This window comes from Sphingobium xenophagum (assembly GCF_031457465.1).
Classification (GTDB): Bacteria; Pseudomonadota; Alphaproteobacteria; order Sphingomonadales; family Sphingomonadaceae; genus Sphingobium; species Sphingobium xenophagum_A.
On record NZ_JAVDWV010000009.1, the window covers coordinates 62,935 to 74,844 of the forward strand.

Annotated in this window: 19 protein-coding genes and 1 tRNA gene; 8 read left to right on the forward strand and 12 right to left on the reverse strand. The window is 60.3% G+C overall.

Annotated elements, in window-relative coordinates; all coding sequences use genetic code 11:
• Positions 1–125: 125 nt before the first annotated feature.
• The 3 genes from J2W40_RS10795 (at position 126) to J2W40_RS10805 (ending at position 2,528) form a co-directional block, all read left to right on the forward strand.
• On the forward strand, positions 126–1,031 hold the full coding sequence (locus J2W40_RS10795; protein WP_310224585.1) for a hypothetical protein: 906 nt from the start codon (positions 126–128) through the stop codon (positions 1,029–1,031).
• Between the two features lie 596 nt (positions 1,032–1,627).
• Entirely contained in the window at positions 1,628–1,921 is a 294-nt protein-coding gene (locus tag J2W40_RS10800; protein WP_310224587.1) for an excalibur calcium-binding domain-containing protein, read from the forward strand.
• 310 nt (positions 1,922–2,231) lie between these two features.
• The gene (locus J2W40_RS10805) at positions 2,232–2,528 is read left to right on the forward strand and encodes a hypothetical protein (RefSeq protein WP_310224589.1); all 297 of its coding nucleotides are present in this window, start codon (positions 2,232–2,234) and stop codon (positions 2,526–2,528) included.
• Between the two features lie 5 nt (positions 2,529–2,533).
• Here J2W40_RS10805 and J2W40_RS10810 read toward each other — a convergent pair whose 3' ends face one another.
• Positions 2,534–2,746, reverse strand: coding sequence for a helix-turn-helix domain-containing protein (locus tag J2W40_RS10810; protein ID WP_310224591.1), 213 nt, complete (start codon positions 2,744–2,746; stop codon positions 2,534–2,536).
• A 211-nt stretch (positions 2,747–2,957) separates the two neighbouring features.
• Between J2W40_RS10810 and J2W40_RS10815 the strand changes: the two genes are divergently transcribed.
• From J2W40_RS10815 to J2W40_RS10830, 4 genes are read left to right on the forward strand one after another with little or no spacing between them, the layout of a single operon-like run.
• Complete coding sequence (locus J2W40_RS10815) at positions 2,958–3,431, forward strand: hypothetical protein (protein WP_310224593.1); 474 nt, start codon at positions 2,958–2,960, stop codon at positions 3,429–3,431.
• A 3-nt stretch (positions 3,432–3,434) separates the two neighbouring features.
• Positions 3,435–3,656: a hypothetical protein gene (locus J2W40_RS10820; RefSeq protein ID WP_310224595.1), complete on the forward strand. Its 222-nt coding sequence runs from the start codon at positions 3,435–3,437 to the stop codon at positions 3,654–3,656.
• Complete coding sequence (locus J2W40_RS10825) at positions 3,650–3,880, forward strand: hypothetical protein (protein ID WP_310224597.1); 231 nt, start codon at positions 3,650–3,652, stop codon at positions 3,878–3,880. The genes J2W40_RS10820 and J2W40_RS10825 overlap by 7 nt, the downstream gene beginning before the upstream one ends.
• A 3-nt stretch (positions 3,881–3,883) precedes the next feature.
• Complete coding sequence (locus J2W40_RS10830) at positions 3,884–4,141, forward strand: hypothetical protein (RefSeq protein ID WP_310224599.1); 258 nt, start codon at positions 3,884–3,886, stop codon at positions 4,139–4,141.
• A 377-nt stretch (positions 4,142–4,518) separates the two neighbouring features.
• Here J2W40_RS10830 and J2W40_RS10835 read toward each other — a convergent pair whose 3' ends face one another.
• From J2W40_RS10835 to J2W40_RS10880, 11 genes are all read right to left on the reverse strand, one after another.
• Positions 4,519–4,752, reverse strand: coding sequence for a hypothetical protein (locus tag J2W40_RS10835; protein WP_310224601.1), 234 nt, complete (start codon positions 4,750–4,752; stop codon positions 4,519–4,521).
• Positions 4,753–5,058: 306 nt separating this feature from the next.
• Entirely contained in the window at positions 5,059–5,406 is a 348-nt protein-coding gene (locus J2W40_RS20580; RefSeq protein WP_409050363.1) for a helix-turn-helix domain-containing protein, read from the reverse strand.
• Positions 5,403–5,870, reverse strand: a complete 468-nt coding sequence (locus J2W40_RS10840) for a hypothetical protein (protein ID WP_310224602.1) — start codon at positions 5,868–5,870, stop codon at positions 5,403–5,405. Before J2W40_RS10840 ends, J2W40_RS20580 begins: the two co-directional genes overlap by 4 nt.
• Entirely contained in the window at positions 5,871–7,400 is a 1,530-nt protein-coding gene (locus tag J2W40_RS10845) for a DUF3987 domain-containing protein (protein WP_310224604.1), read from the reverse strand.
• Positions 7,397–8,314, reverse strand: a complete 918-nt coding sequence (locus J2W40_RS10850; protein ID WP_310224606.1) for a CHC2 zinc finger domain-containing protein — start codon at positions 8,312–8,314, stop codon at positions 7,397–7,399. Before J2W40_RS10850 ends, J2W40_RS10845 begins: the two co-directional genes overlap by 4 nt.
• A gap of 104 nt (positions 8,315–8,418) precedes the next feature.
• Positions 8,419–8,601 (reverse strand): hypothetical protein, encoded by a 183-nt coding sequence (locus J2W40_RS10855; protein ID WP_310224608.1) that lies wholly within the window; start codon positions 8,599–8,601, stop codon positions 8,419–8,421.
• The gene (locus J2W40_RS10860; RefSeq protein ID WP_310224609.1) at positions 8,598–8,984 is read right to left on the reverse strand and encodes a hypothetical protein; all 387 of its coding nucleotides are present in this window, start codon (positions 8,982–8,984) and stop codon (positions 8,598–8,600) included. Before J2W40_RS10860 ends, J2W40_RS10855 begins: the two co-directional genes overlap by 4 nt.
• Positions 8,977–9,192: a hypothetical protein gene (locus J2W40_RS10865; RefSeq protein WP_310224610.1), complete on the reverse strand. Its 216-nt coding sequence runs from the start codon at positions 9,190–9,192 to the stop codon at positions 8,977–8,979. Before J2W40_RS10865 ends, J2W40_RS10860 begins: the two co-directional genes overlap by 8 nt.
• The gene (locus tag J2W40_RS10870) at positions 9,182–9,397 is read right to left on the reverse strand and encodes a hypothetical protein (RefSeq protein WP_310224612.1); all 216 of its coding nucleotides are present in this window, start codon (positions 9,395–9,397) and stop codon (positions 9,182–9,184) included. The genes J2W40_RS10865 and J2W40_RS10870 overlap by 11 nt, the downstream gene beginning before the upstream one ends.
• Positions 9,397–9,624 carry a helix-turn-helix transcriptional regulator gene (locus J2W40_RS10875; protein WP_310224614.1) on the reverse strand — a complete coding sequence of 76 codons (228 nt, stop codon included), beginning with the start codon at positions 9,622–9,624 and terminating at the stop codon, positions 9,397–9,399. The genes J2W40_RS10870 and J2W40_RS10875 overlap by 1 nt, the downstream gene beginning before the upstream one ends.
• Positions 9,625–10,415: 791 nt before the next feature.
• Positions 10,416–11,735 carry a tyrosine-type recombinase/integrase gene (locus J2W40_RS10880; RefSeq protein WP_310224616.1) on the reverse strand — a complete coding sequence of 440 codons (1,320 nt, stop codon included), beginning with the start codon at positions 11,733–11,735 and terminating at the stop codon, positions 10,416–10,418.
• Positions 11,736–11,780: 45 nt separating this feature from the next.
• Between J2W40_RS10880 and J2W40_RS10885 the strand changes: the two genes are divergently transcribed.
• A tRNA-Lys gene (locus J2W40_RS10885) sits at positions 11,781–11,865 on the forward strand.
• Positions 11,866–11,910: the final 45 nt, after the last annotated feature.

Here is an 11,910-nt window from a genome sequence, read left to right on the forward strand (position 1 = left end):
CTGGCAGGCGATCGCCGCCAAGGTCGACCAGTTGATGGACTATCGAACCGGGAGGCCGCTGAGCAAGCAGTAGCGCCTATCGACTCTGCTGCATTTCTGGGCCAGCATATCCCCCAGGGGTGAAAATGACTGACCTTCCAGAAGATTATATTCTGAAGTTTGATCTCGTGCCGGGTCTCTATCCTCGAGCCGAGGCCGTGGCAGAGGCGATCATCAACTATGTCGAGACGGTTCGCACCGCCGCTGGATTGATCGACCCGATGGCGCAGGTTGCCGTCGAGATAGTCGGGGTGGAAGAAGGGAGCCAGATTTTCAGGCTGGCGATGCGGCGGATGGAAAACGCCGGAGAAAGGATGAAGCGGGGCGCTGAAGAATACCCGCTCGTCGGCAAGGCCGCCATGGCATTGGGCGGCTTGATAGCAAGCGCCGCGATCGGCCAGATGGTCGTTAACTCCATCTCGCCTGATCCCCGCATCCCGGAGGACCAAATGGCCGTCTTTCACCGGATGGAGGACGATTTACGCGAGTCCGTAGAACTTCAGCGCCAAGCGGCTGAGCTATTCGGCGGCTTGCAGAGCGAACCTGCATTCCTGAGTGTGCAGGTCATGTCCAACACGCGCGTCCCGATAATCACAGTCCCTCGCGACGAGTTCGCGCTGCGCGGCGGGATATTTAACGCTGACCCGGAGCCCGAACAAGACCGCGTCGAAAATCGAAAAGCCGTTTGGGATGTGACGCTCATCAAGCCAGCCCTAACCCCGGAGAAACGCCGCTGGACTTTCGCGCGTGACGGCATCGAGTTCAGCGCCCTGATGGTCGATCAGGCGGTCCTCGATGCCATCCACAGCAAAACCTTGCCGCTACAGATCGCGGAGGGCGTCGTCGTGAAAATTGAGGTGCAATATAGAGAGCGCTATAACGGTTCGGCATGGATAGTTGACCCGATGTCGCGGCGAGTAACGCGGCTTCTCCAGCCGCTGCCGCCAGCTGCGGGCGGGCTACCCCTTTTTCCCGCCCCCGGCCACCCATAGGAACGTAATAAGCCCGAGGAAAATTGCGGTCGAGACGACCAGCGTCCAACCAATCGAGACCCGGGAAAAGCCGATAAACGAAACGACCACAGCGATAACGACCGCGAGGCCGGAAAGCCACGCGCGGGTCGTCCCGCTTGGATCTTCGTTCGGTTGCATGTCGGTTCGCACACTATAGAGTCGCATGGAAGGCCCTGCCACGCAACTGGCCGCCGGTCTATATCTTGCGATATGCTGAATTGCTGGAGGCGCGCCGCGATGAGGTTGTGCCGCAAGATGCGGCTAAACCTAAATCTGGGCCTCAAGGTGGCCGACCCAAAAGCATCGCTCGTGAAATAGCAGATGCTACCGGCTTGAGCGACGACACTATTCGCCGCGCTCTCAAGCCCGCCCCGGTCGCTAATCTTGTATCAGTCAAGGAAGCCGAGACAGACGAAGAGGCGATTATCCGCGAAGCCAACGCGATCGTGGCGGCGTGGAACCGCGCGCGTCAACAGGCCCGCGAGTTGGCCCTAAGGCATGGCCATCATGGCCTCTCCCTTCACACGGGTGGGGTCAGATTCGACTCCGTCCGATCGGGGGCGTAGCGTCTCACAATGCGACCGGCGTGGATCATTGGCCTATGGGGCTGTTTTGCTGATGCAGCCTTCGCGCATGGCGGCGGATTGAACGCCGAAGGTTGCCATAACGACCGCAAAAATGGCGGTTATCATTGCCATCGCGCGCCGTCTGCACCTGCCCGTCAGCCGCAGACCGCCATCAGTGAACGGCAAATAGCCTTCGCGAACTGCACCGCTGCCCGTGCCGCTGGTGCTGCGCCCGTCCGTGCAGGCGATCCCGGCTATGGTCGCCACCTCGACCGGGATGGCGACGGGGTTGGTTGCGAGTGATGATCCGTCAGGCGCTGCGCAAACTGGAAATTGCAGTTGTGGCGGTCGCGGTTGTTCTGCCCGTGGCGATCGGCCTCTGGAAGGCTGTCAGGTGGATCGTCGCAAAAGTGATGTGATTGCGGGGGCCAGTGTCCATTTTCGCGCCATTTAAAAATGGAGGTTCGCCTGTCTGTCCAGTTTGGGCATCCCCTCTGGATCAAGGCCTATTGTCTCTATTGTCCCTATTGTCCCAAGGGTGTCATGTCTCGCCCGCCCCGTTGCGGGGGCTTTGCAACCGTGACAAAAGCAACCAGCAGACAGGAGCGGAACCATGGACGGGATCACCGAAGCACTTTCCTATTGGTGGCGGCGTTGGACGCGCGGCCTTGGGTTGCTGGCCTTGGTCGGAATGACCTTGGTTGCCGCCGTCTTAATGGTTGGCCTGCCCATGACCATCATTGGCGAGGTGACAGGGAGGGCCGCTTGGCAGTCGTGGCCGAACATCGTTTTGGTCGCTGTGGTAGCCGTCATTCCATTCTTCCTGACCCGGCAATTCCCAGCAGCGGCAGAGCAGCTATTCGCAGATCAGAAGGCGGATGAGCAGAGGCGCAGACGGCGCAGTCGCTGAGAGCGTCAGCCCTTTAGGCGCACCCCAGCCCCACCCGATAGGGACGCCTCACCATCGGCCAAAAATGCGACCCCGGCATCCTCCAGCGCTAAACGGAGTTTGGTGATGGTCGAGGCGTAGGCGTCTCGCCCGCGTTCAAAACTGGAAACCGTCATATCGCGGACCCCGGAGGCTTTTGCCAGATCAGCAATCGACCAACCAAGAGCGGCGCGAGCCATGCGGCACTGAGTAGCGTTCATATCCATACCGCTAATTTATATTGCTATACCGCTTGACACAACCCGCAAGACGTATATTTTCTAGCTGTCTGTTGGGAAATTCCAATGGACGGCCCGACAAGCTGGTGGAACAGCGAGCCGGGCCTAACCGCAACCCTCTGTGACAGGGATTGAAGCTATGCACGAAGTAGCATCTTCGCGGCGCGACGCAATGCGCGCGCTCGCCATTCTACCTGCAATGATTGCCATGCCCAACGTCGCCAGCGCCGCGCCGTTGATGGTCTGCGCACCCACCGACGCATGGGACGCCGCGATGGCCCGTTACTGCACGTCGAAAGCGGATCTGGCCACCTACGAACGATCATATTATGAACCAAATCTTGAGGCCCAACGCGCCAAATTCGGCGAAGACCATCCGGTGAAGGGTGAAGCCCGATGGTTGGAATATCGGGAATGGCGCGCTGTTAGCGGCTTCGATGCCGTCGTGAAACAATGTGACATAATGGCGGAGGCGGAAGGTGATGCACAGGTGGCGTTGCTACGAATGCCTGCGCCTCATTTAACGGCACTGCGTTGGAAGCTGGAACAGACATTCGAACTGGATGGGGAGATTGCTCTTTGGGTTGAGGATATTGCGCTGACCATTCGGTCGGACTTCCTTCGGTTACTGCCTGGGGAGGCTTGAGCCATGGCCGAGATCATCATGTTTCCACCTGACAAGGTGGTGCGTTCACCCGGCTATATCGACGCGATCGAAAAGCTGGCGCTGCTAGACGACTACGACCTGTCGGGCGACCCCATAAAGGTCGCAATAGCTGGTCCAATGCGGCAATTCTGGACGGAGCGCCTGCGCGAGTTGGGCGGTGTTCAGCGCCGCTGCGACGGCCTCGGGGAGGGCGTGTCATGCTGATACTCTGCACCGACGCCATACAGGTCGATCCAGTTGGCGAACGCATGCGTGTCACCTTCCCAAGCGGATCCGATAGCGTGGTTATCGACCTGTCGCTTAATCAGGCGCTCATGCTTGGCGAGGCCACACGGCGCGCTACCTCCAAGGCGATGGTCGATGGCTTTGCCTCTGCTCCGGCGACATTGCTGCGCTTCCCGAAGCCTCGCAAGGCCAGGAGGGTCTGATCCGTGGACATTTTCAGCAACAGGAACGGGGTTTCGGCCCCGTTCCACGCCACGCGCCCGTTTGATCCAGCGGAATGGCTCGCCCGCTTCGTGGCAGCGGGCGGCCGCTACGCCAACACCAGTTCAGGGATATGGATATTCAGCCCGGCAGACCGCGCGCCTCTGGCCATCCAGCAGGAGATTGCCGGGAACCCGGCCTGGCGCGATGCAGTGACAGCCCATATCAGTACCACGACCACGCGGGAGGCACTCCCATGCTGAGATACCGCCACAACGTGACAGGGCCGCGCTACAGCGTTTCCATCGCCGTGCCTGCCCCGGTAGTAGCCAAAGGGGGGAGGGCGTCACAGAGCAACACTTATACCGCGCCGATCCTTCTGGAGATTGAACGGCATTTGCGCAGGACCGGCATGTCAGATCGCCGGTTTGGCATGGAGGCCATAGGCGACCCTGCCTTGATCCATGACTTGCGCCGGGGCCGTGATCCATCGTCCAAGACAGCTGCGCGCATCCGGGCCTTCATGCAGAGGGAGGCGTGATCATGGCGACCTATGAACGCGCCACCTCCCGTCCAGCCCCCCAAACAGCAAGCGCTCCGGTCCTAATGGATCGGAGCGCTCCGTCTTGATATACTCAGTTCAGCAGTTGCCAATTTCCACCCACTTGCCGTTCCAGCATTTATATTTCAGGCGGGAGTCGCACACGACACCCCCATCAGAATACTCGTTGCCGTTCCATTTGCATGAAGCATGACCAGCGTCTTCCATGAATGAGCCTTCTTCACCTTGCCCCTTTGATGCCTTCGGGGAGTTTTCTTGAGAAGCGTCTTGAGGTTCAACCTGTGTGATCTTCTCTGGACTGTCGCTGCTCATAACGCCTCCGATTCGTTTGCGGTGACATATGAGGCAGAAAGTCGGCTATTCTGCCAATCGTTTTTCAGCGCGCCGCCACGTTAAGGCCTGACAAAATTACCGACCTCCGGTCCAGTGTGGCCGGGGTCTTTTCGATCACCGCCGCGCACAGTTAATCCTCTGTATTATCAGGTCTCGACCAAGCCAATTGTGACGCTCAAAGCCGTCCGCCCTCACGCTTGCCGTCACGGCTTGATTCCGTTTGATTGTTTTTCAAAGGATGACGGGCCGTCCTCCCTCGCGCGCGCGCGCGTAGGGCTCCGGAAATTACCGATAATCGGCAGCGCCACACTTATCGCGTGTTTTCCTCACGCAACACCCCATCCCACCCACCTGACCGCACTGGCATTGAGCGTGCATGTTCGTCGCGATATCAGCCATCCATTGAGGGTCCGAGGCTATGGCCGCGACGATAAGCCGTATTGCTGGTGTCGGCTTCGTTTCCCCCTGTTCAAGCGCCCGAATCGTAGGGTAGCCCAGCCCGTAACGAGACGCGAATTGCCTCTGGGTCAGTTTCAGATCGCGAAAGCGCAGCCTGAACAGGTGGCGTGCAAATCCTTTCTTCCCAAAATCGGGGTCAAACCCGCCTGGCGTGTCGTCATTGGCTGCTGTCATTCGCTTAACTCCCACACCGGCACAAATGGCGATGCCAGCTCCGCCAGATAACTTTTCGCATAACGGCTTGTCCTGTCAGAGAAGGGCCAGCGATATGTCGCGACATGCCCATCCATGGCGATAATCCGGCCACCATCAAGCCTCCAGGCCAAGCCCCCAGTGGTGTCGCAGTCGCCCGCTGGAAAGCCGAACAGATCCAGCGTTGACCAGCCCAGTGATGCAGCACCCTTGCCAAAGTCGGCAATCAGCCGGTCGCAATCTCTCACGATCCGCTGCCAGCGATCGGGCGCATAGCCGCCAAGAGGCTTGTCAGGATCGAGCGAGGCGACCGATTTGTCCCACGAACGGAACAGATCGCGAGGCGAGGGGGTCAGGACAATAGGGACATTAGGGACAATAGCCCCATCTTGCCCGGCAGTCGCCCGCCCATCTATTTCCTTTGCAAGGTCAAGCCAGCGCCCCATTTATCGCCCCTCAAATACCAATGGATTGACGAGATAGTCGCTTGTTCCGCGACCTTTGCCGCCCCCTTCGCGCGTGGAAGCATTCGAGAGCCAGCCAGCATCACACAGATATTCAATCGCGGCACCGCGTGTGTCCGCGTCGCGCATCGCCGAGAGACGGGATTTATGGGGGGACCGCCCCAATTCCCGCGCGTTCACCTTGGCCATGCCCTGCTTGAGGATATAGCGCGCAAGGATCGCAGCGTTGCGTTCGACCAGAGGCAAGGAGGCGTCCCCATAGACACGCAAGGCCATAGGCTTCGCATATTCATCAATCCATTCTGCCACCGCCGCGACCGTCTGGACCGTGACGGCTTCCGGTTCATCCCCGCCGCGTGTCGCCCAAGCCACCAGTTCCATGGCCAATGACAGGCGAAGCAGAGCGCCCGGCAGTTTGCCGCAGAACGACTTGTAGAGCGCGCCCGCGTCCTCGACCCCCAGCCCATTGCTCAAACGCCATTCATGGAACAGGTCGGAGGCTTCCGGCGTCAACGGAAAGGTTATGGCTGTTGCGTTCCCGGCTTCATCACGACCGAATTGCAGGCCATCAAGCCGCCTGTAGATCGCTTCAAGCCGCGACACGTCGGCCAATTGGCGAGGGCGCTGGAGAGGCACCGGATCAGGCCAGACCCAAAGGAAGCGGGCGACCAGTCCATCATCTACCGCGTCGAGCAGCGCCGCCGCCATCTTGTCAGGCTGGATACCGCCAACCACCGAGACGCCATTAAACGGGATCGTGAGGGCGGATTTGCTTCCCTTGCGGTCAATGACGAACGGGCGGCCCCCATAGGCCTCTAGCCAAAACTCCCGGCCACCGGGCGAGTAGCGATCAAAGCTGGTTAGCCAGCCCGCCAGCTCGTCGCGGAAATGCAGCGTCCCAGCAGGATTGCCAGACAGGATCGCGCCCACCGCTTCCGGCGTGGCGTCCATAATCATCGTGCGGCGGCGTTGTGGCTCCTCTGGTTCAACTGCCACGGCAGGCATTGAGGGCGTGCCTAAGCCTTCCTTATGGGCGGCCTCAACGTTCTTCTGCCAAGCCTGCTTTTCGACCTTCGCGCGCTCGCAATCGGCATAGTAGCCCAGCATCCGCGTCTGATGGTCAAAGGCATGGTCCGCCTCTATCCGCCGCAAATGTGCGGTCACGGCGTCCAATGCAGGTGACTTGTTAGCCGAGGGATCGCCAACGGCACCGGCCCAGATGATGCACGGCTCAGACCATGAACTTGTGATGTAAGGGCGCACTTTCCGTTTGCCACCGATCAGGCTGGCAACAGCAGCGATGAAGCCAACAGCGGTGTAATCGACTGGAGCGCCCGCACCTTCCGCCAAATCTTTCATCAGCCCCCATGTGTCCCCGAACATATCGGACGGCATCGGCACTGCTACGCGCCGCCCGCCGCGCAGGACATCCATGTCAGGCATCACGGCGAGAGAGGGAGGGGCCTTAAAATCCACAGCCCTGTCGAGCGGCGTAACACTTGCAACCGTCATAGCCGCGCCTCCTGCAATTCCTGATTGAAGTCTTTTGCGCGCTTGGCCGGCGGCAGGATGCGAACCCGCAAACCTTGCTCCGCGTGGCGCTGTGCGGCGCGGTTCGCCGCTTCGATGCCCGAACGATCCGCGTCATGACCAACGACGACCGAACGAACCGAGGGAGGAAGATCGAACCTGTCCAGCATCGTGTCGCCGGTCACCGCCCATACCGGCAGCGCCGTCAACGCGATCAGGCTCAGGCCGTCCTCCACACTGGCGCACAGACCCATTTCACGCGCAACAGGCGACAGCCGGATTGCGCCGCCACCAAGCGGACCAAGGCTGAATTTGACCTTGCCCCCTGGCAGATCGGCCTTGGCTCCCGATTCATCCAAAAAGATGCGATGCACCGCTTGCGGGTCGCCGTTCGCGGCCTGCACCAGCGCAACCAAGCAAGGCCGATGCCCGCCCATGAAACGGAGCCGGGCGAAGCGAAGGCTATCGGGCAGCGGGATCATGATGGCGCGCCGCCGCAGATAAACCTCCGCAGGCGTTCCACCGATCGGGCTGGCTGCGGACCAGAGCGCCGCCGCTTCCGCCGTGCGGTCGCTGTTCGTGCGGTCTTTGCTGGTAAATTGGCGCGCTGGCGCGGTAGGAAGTCGCCCCCCTTCAAGAAGGGCGAGGGCTTCACGATAGCCCACGCCGTGCAACGCCATCACGAAGTCAACAACATCGCCACCAGCATTACAGCCGAAGCAGTGATAGCGCTGATCAGGATAGACCACGAAGGAAGGCGACCGATCCTCATGGAACGGACAGCAGCCTTGCAGAAGATTGCCAGACCGGCACAGCTTCACCACCGCGCCAATCACTGCGGATAGCGGATTGTCGGAGCGCAGCCGGTCGAAGTCGATAGAGGCGCGTGCAGCCACGCCCCGCGTGGGTCCAGTAGGTGAGTAGTGATCGCTCGCAGACAGTCCATCCATATGCGGGCCATCGTGCCGACCATCGGCACCGTTGGAAAACTCCAACACCATTATGCCGCACCTCCCCATGGATCAGGGACCGGCCCCAAAATATCATCGAGCGAGCGGCGCTTGGGTTCGGCCTTGCCCGCGTAGAGCGAGCGCAGAATTTCGGTTTCACGGCTGGCGCGCCGTTGTTGTGCTGCGCGCCAGTGGTGAACGTCGAGAATGCGGCCAGTGCGATCGGCGCTCACAGATCGCCCCCTTTGTCGGGGGCAAATCCCGCCAGCACCCAGACAACGGCGCGCTTGCGGCTCGACGGGTTGACGCGGCGCTGCCCGCTGTCCTTCACCAGCCCCAAGGCCTTCAATTCCGAAAAGCGCGGCTGCACCGACACCCGATCGATGTCGAGAATGTCCGCGCCCTCCTCCGGCGTAAGGCCATAGCGTCCCCGGCCTTTCACCGCGCCGAGGACGAGGCGTTGCAGGCGGCCCAGCTTCTTGTTGATCGCCTCCGCAGCCTCGCGGCCAGTTTCGGCGGAACCCTTGAAACCGGCAGTATAGGGAAAGATGGCACCCGGCGACGAATAGCCGCCAGCAGCGTGCGCCCGCAGTTCGCGGTCATACAGATCATTCATGATTGTCTCCTGCGACAGGAGGAAGCCCGGCCCTTTCGAGCAGCGTGGCAAGCCAAGCGGCCTGCGCTGGCGTCATGGGCGTCGGATCAACGACAAGCTGGCCGAGGAAGGAACCAGCCTTGCGGGTCTGGCGCTCGCCCAAATTGAGGAGGGCAAGCGCAGCGGCGCTTTGATCGGCGAACGGAGGCATGTTGATCTTATTCGGCATCGCGGACCTCCCCGAAATGGAGGGCCAGGATCAGATCGCCGATGCGAGACGTAACATGGTGGCGCTGCATCAGCAGTTGCGCGCGCCAGTCGGTTGCCTTATCCTTGATCGCGTCGTTGTGATCGATTTTGAAGGGGCTGCTCTTGCCGGGGCGGCCCTTTCGGTTTGCGGCGCTATCGGCGCGCGGTGCCGTGACGACCGGCACTAGGCGGTCACCTCCGAGGTGCTGCCGTAGCGGTTCGCTTGCTTCCAGGCTTCAATATCGGCGGGATCGTAGAGAACTTTGCCGCGACGACCCGAAGTGGTCTTAATGAACTTCGGGCCGATCCCTTGAGTTCGCCAATTTTCCAGTGTGCCAGGAGCCACTCCGATACGGGGGGCGGCTTGGATGGTATTAAGTAGATCCATTTCTTCATCCTTTGCCCCTGCCATGCATCGGCATGGCCTCCAGTGGGCGTGGATGAAGTGTCCTTATTCTATCGGCTCACTCCGAGGGGGTGTAGTGAGTAAGTCCACAACTGATAGCGGTTCCTTGGATGCCATCTCGCCAATGAATTTCTCAACATCAGCCACTGTCTCAAAATGAAACCCGCGCGTAACTAGGTCTCGAAGTAGTTCATCCGCCCGCTCGCCCAGCGGGGCAAGTCTGCCACCGTGCCGTGAGGCCTCCCAAAGGCTTCGAATCGAGCCAGGTGTAGGTGCTCGCCCAGCGTGGTGATCAGTGTCGGCCTGCCGGCCTCCTCCGTGGGTAGTCATACCAGCACGCCCGAGTAGAGTCGCGACGCGCTTGTAGGCGGCCCCCTTCCCCAAGCCTGCCCCCGTGAATATTCGAACAAACAAAATCGCGTAGGCGTCAAGTTGCCGTTCTGGCGTGGCGCGCCCCCGACCACCTTTGGACACTACAAATAGATCATCGACGCGGCCGTCAGCAGTACGAGCGAGAGCCATGCTCGCCCTTATCAATGCAGCGCTCTCAATCCCGACTGGCAAATTACGTTGAATTGCGGCCATTGCGAACAGACAGGCGCGTTGTTGCATTTCTCGATCGCCGCGTTTTACGCCGACAGCAAGCATCTCGTCGGCTGCTTTTAGGTCGCCAAGAATCGACCCGTAAATGAACTTTTCCATTCCGCCTCCGCTGGCGAGCCCGCATTGAAATTGATGGCGCGACGGGCTGGTGCGGATCCAGCTTTTCGGCGGCCAAACCTAGCCGCGCCATCTGTTCACCCTCGCGCAACCGCGATGGGAACCACGTTTGTTTCGTCAACTTTCGTAAGCAATGCCTGAATATGGTTGGCCCATGCCGCAAGCGCAGCGCGCTTTTCCGGTGCCCAATCGTGGCGCTGATATACCCCAGCGACGCCTGACTTCGACCCGCTGACATGGTTCAAGATCGCTTCGGTTACCTCGAACCTGACACCCAGGCGCTGCATCCCGGTGGCAAGTGTCCTGCGCAGATCGTGCAGCCGCCAAGGCGCAATCATGATAGGATCATCCTCGCCAGCCGCCAACTTCGCTGCCTCTGTGTCCAGCCGCCGCTTTGCCCGCGAAAATCCGCTAACCGTCGTCTCGCCTGTCGTCGTGAACACAAAGCCCGACTTGGGCCACCTGTCCTTCTTCGTCTTGGCGAGCGCGTCAAGCTGAGCAATGGCGAGATCAGAGAGAGGCACCTCCGACGCCTCGCCATTTTTCGCACGGTCGGCGGGAAGCGACCACATGGCACGCGCCCTATTCAGTTCCGACCAATCCAGCCCGGCCACCTCTTCGACCCGCTGGCCGGTGATGATCAGCAACCGGAAAAGCGGTGCGAAGGGGAAACCCATTTCCTCTGTGCCGCGCCAGACAATACCAAGCTCCTCATCCGTCAAAAACCTGTCCCGCTTCTGTGGCAGTGCGGGCGGCTCGACACCAACCATGGGGGAAACATCGAGATCGCCCTCGCTAACAGCCCAGCGAAAGAGGCGACGAAGGACTGCAAACAGGTTTCGGCAGGTGGCGACCTTCCGACGAGCGGGAGCAAGCACTGCGCGTATATCCGCCCGGGTGATGTCAGGCAGGGGTTTGCTGCCGAGAACCGGCTTTGCGTAAAGCCGAAGCAAACTCTCCCCATCCTTGTGCGACCGCTTCCACCGGACCTTGAGACAGTCATCCACAAACCGATCCGCATAGCCGGAAAACGCGAGATCAATCGCCTTGCGCTGCCTGTCCTGCTTTTCGGCTTGAGGGTCGATACCCTGCCGGACAAGAATATGAACGCGATCAGCTTCGCGTCTCGCCTTTTCAGCCGTCAACGCCCCATGCTTGCCGATGGTGAAGCGCCGCGTCTTGGCCCCCCTTCCCCCGATCCGATATTGGAACAGGTAGGTTTTCGCACCCGATGGCGTGACCTTGAGGCCGAAGCCCTTGATCTTGTCATCCCACAGCATCTTGTCGGCTGTGCCTGGATGCGTGCCATCGACGGCAGTCTTGTTGATGGTTCCGGTTGCCATGTGCTTACTAGCCCTATTTTCAGTAAGCACGTTAGCGGGAATATGCGTGAACATCAAGGCAACGGCAGGAAACCATAACCCTTGCTTGCGCGGCGAGTCGGGTCCATAACCCGCAGGAGGCTTATTGGCGACCAGCTAACTTTTAATCAGTAGGTCGCTGGTTCGAACCCAGCTGGACTCACCATAGCCTCCCCCGCCAAATGTGAACCGCCCCATTGGCGGACCGGGA

Excerpts from the sequence above, each read along its gene's own strand:
- J2W40_RS10810 (WP_310224591.1), bottom strand. The coding sequence starts at position 2,746 with ATGGCTCGCGCCGCTCTTGGTTGGTCGATTGCTGATCTGGCAAAAGCC.
- J2W40_RS10840 (WP_310224602.1), bottom strand. The coding sequence starts at position 5,870 with ATGGGGCGCTGGCTTGACCTTGCAAAGGAAATAGATGGGCGGGCGACT.
- J2W40_RS10825 (WP_310224597.1), top strand. The coding sequence starts at position 3,650 with ATGCTGATACTCTGCACCGACGCCATACAGGTCGATCCAGTTGGCGAA.
- J2W40_RS10880 (WP_310224616.1), bottom strand. The coding sequence starts at position 11,735 with ATGTTCACGCATATTCCCGCTAACGTGCTTACTGAAAATAGGGCTAGT.
- J2W40_RS10815 (WP_310224593.1), top strand. The coding sequence starts at position 2,958 with ATGCGCGCGCTCGCCATTCTACCTGCAATGATTGCCATGCCCAACGTC.
- J2W40_RS10860 (WP_310224609.1), bottom strand. The coding sequence starts at position 8,984 with ATGAATGATCTGTATGACCGCGAACTGCGGGCGCACGCTGCTGGCGGC.
- J2W40_RS20580 (WP_409050363.1), bottom strand. The coding sequence starts at position 5,406 with ATGACAGCAGCCAATGACGACACGCCAGGCGGGTTTGACCCCGATTTT.
- J2W40_RS10845 (WP_310224604.1), bottom strand. The coding sequence starts at position 7,400 with ATGACGGTTGCAAGTGTTACGCCGCTCGACAGGGCTGTGGATTTTAAG.
- J2W40_RS10820 (WP_310224595.1), top strand. The coding sequence starts at position 3,435 with ATGGCCGAGATCATCATGTTTCCACCTGACAAGGTGGTGCGTTCACCC.
- J2W40_RS10875 (WP_310224614.1), bottom strand. The coding sequence starts at position 9,624 with ATGGCAGGGGCAAAGGATGAAGAAATGGATCTACTTAATACCATCCAA.
- J2W40_RS10805 (WP_310224589.1), top strand. The coding sequence starts at position 2,232 with ATGGACGGGATCACCGAAGCACTTTCCTATTGGTGGCGGCGTTGGACG.
- J2W40_RS10795 (WP_310224585.1), top strand. The coding sequence starts at position 126 with ATGACTGACCTTCCAGAAGATTATATTCTGAAGTTTGATCTCGTGCCG.
- J2W40_RS10800 (WP_310224587.1), top strand. The coding sequence starts at position 1,628 with ATGCGACCGGCGTGGATCATTGGCCTATGGGGCTGTTTTGCTGATGCA.
- J2W40_RS10835 (WP_310224601.1), bottom strand. The coding sequence starts at position 4,752 with ATGAGCAGCGACAGTCCAGAGAAGATCACACAGGTTGAACCTCAAGAC.
- J2W40_RS10865 (WP_310224610.1), bottom strand. The coding sequence starts at position 9,192 with ATGCCGAATAAGATCAACATGCCTCCGTTCGCCGATCAAAGCGCCGCT.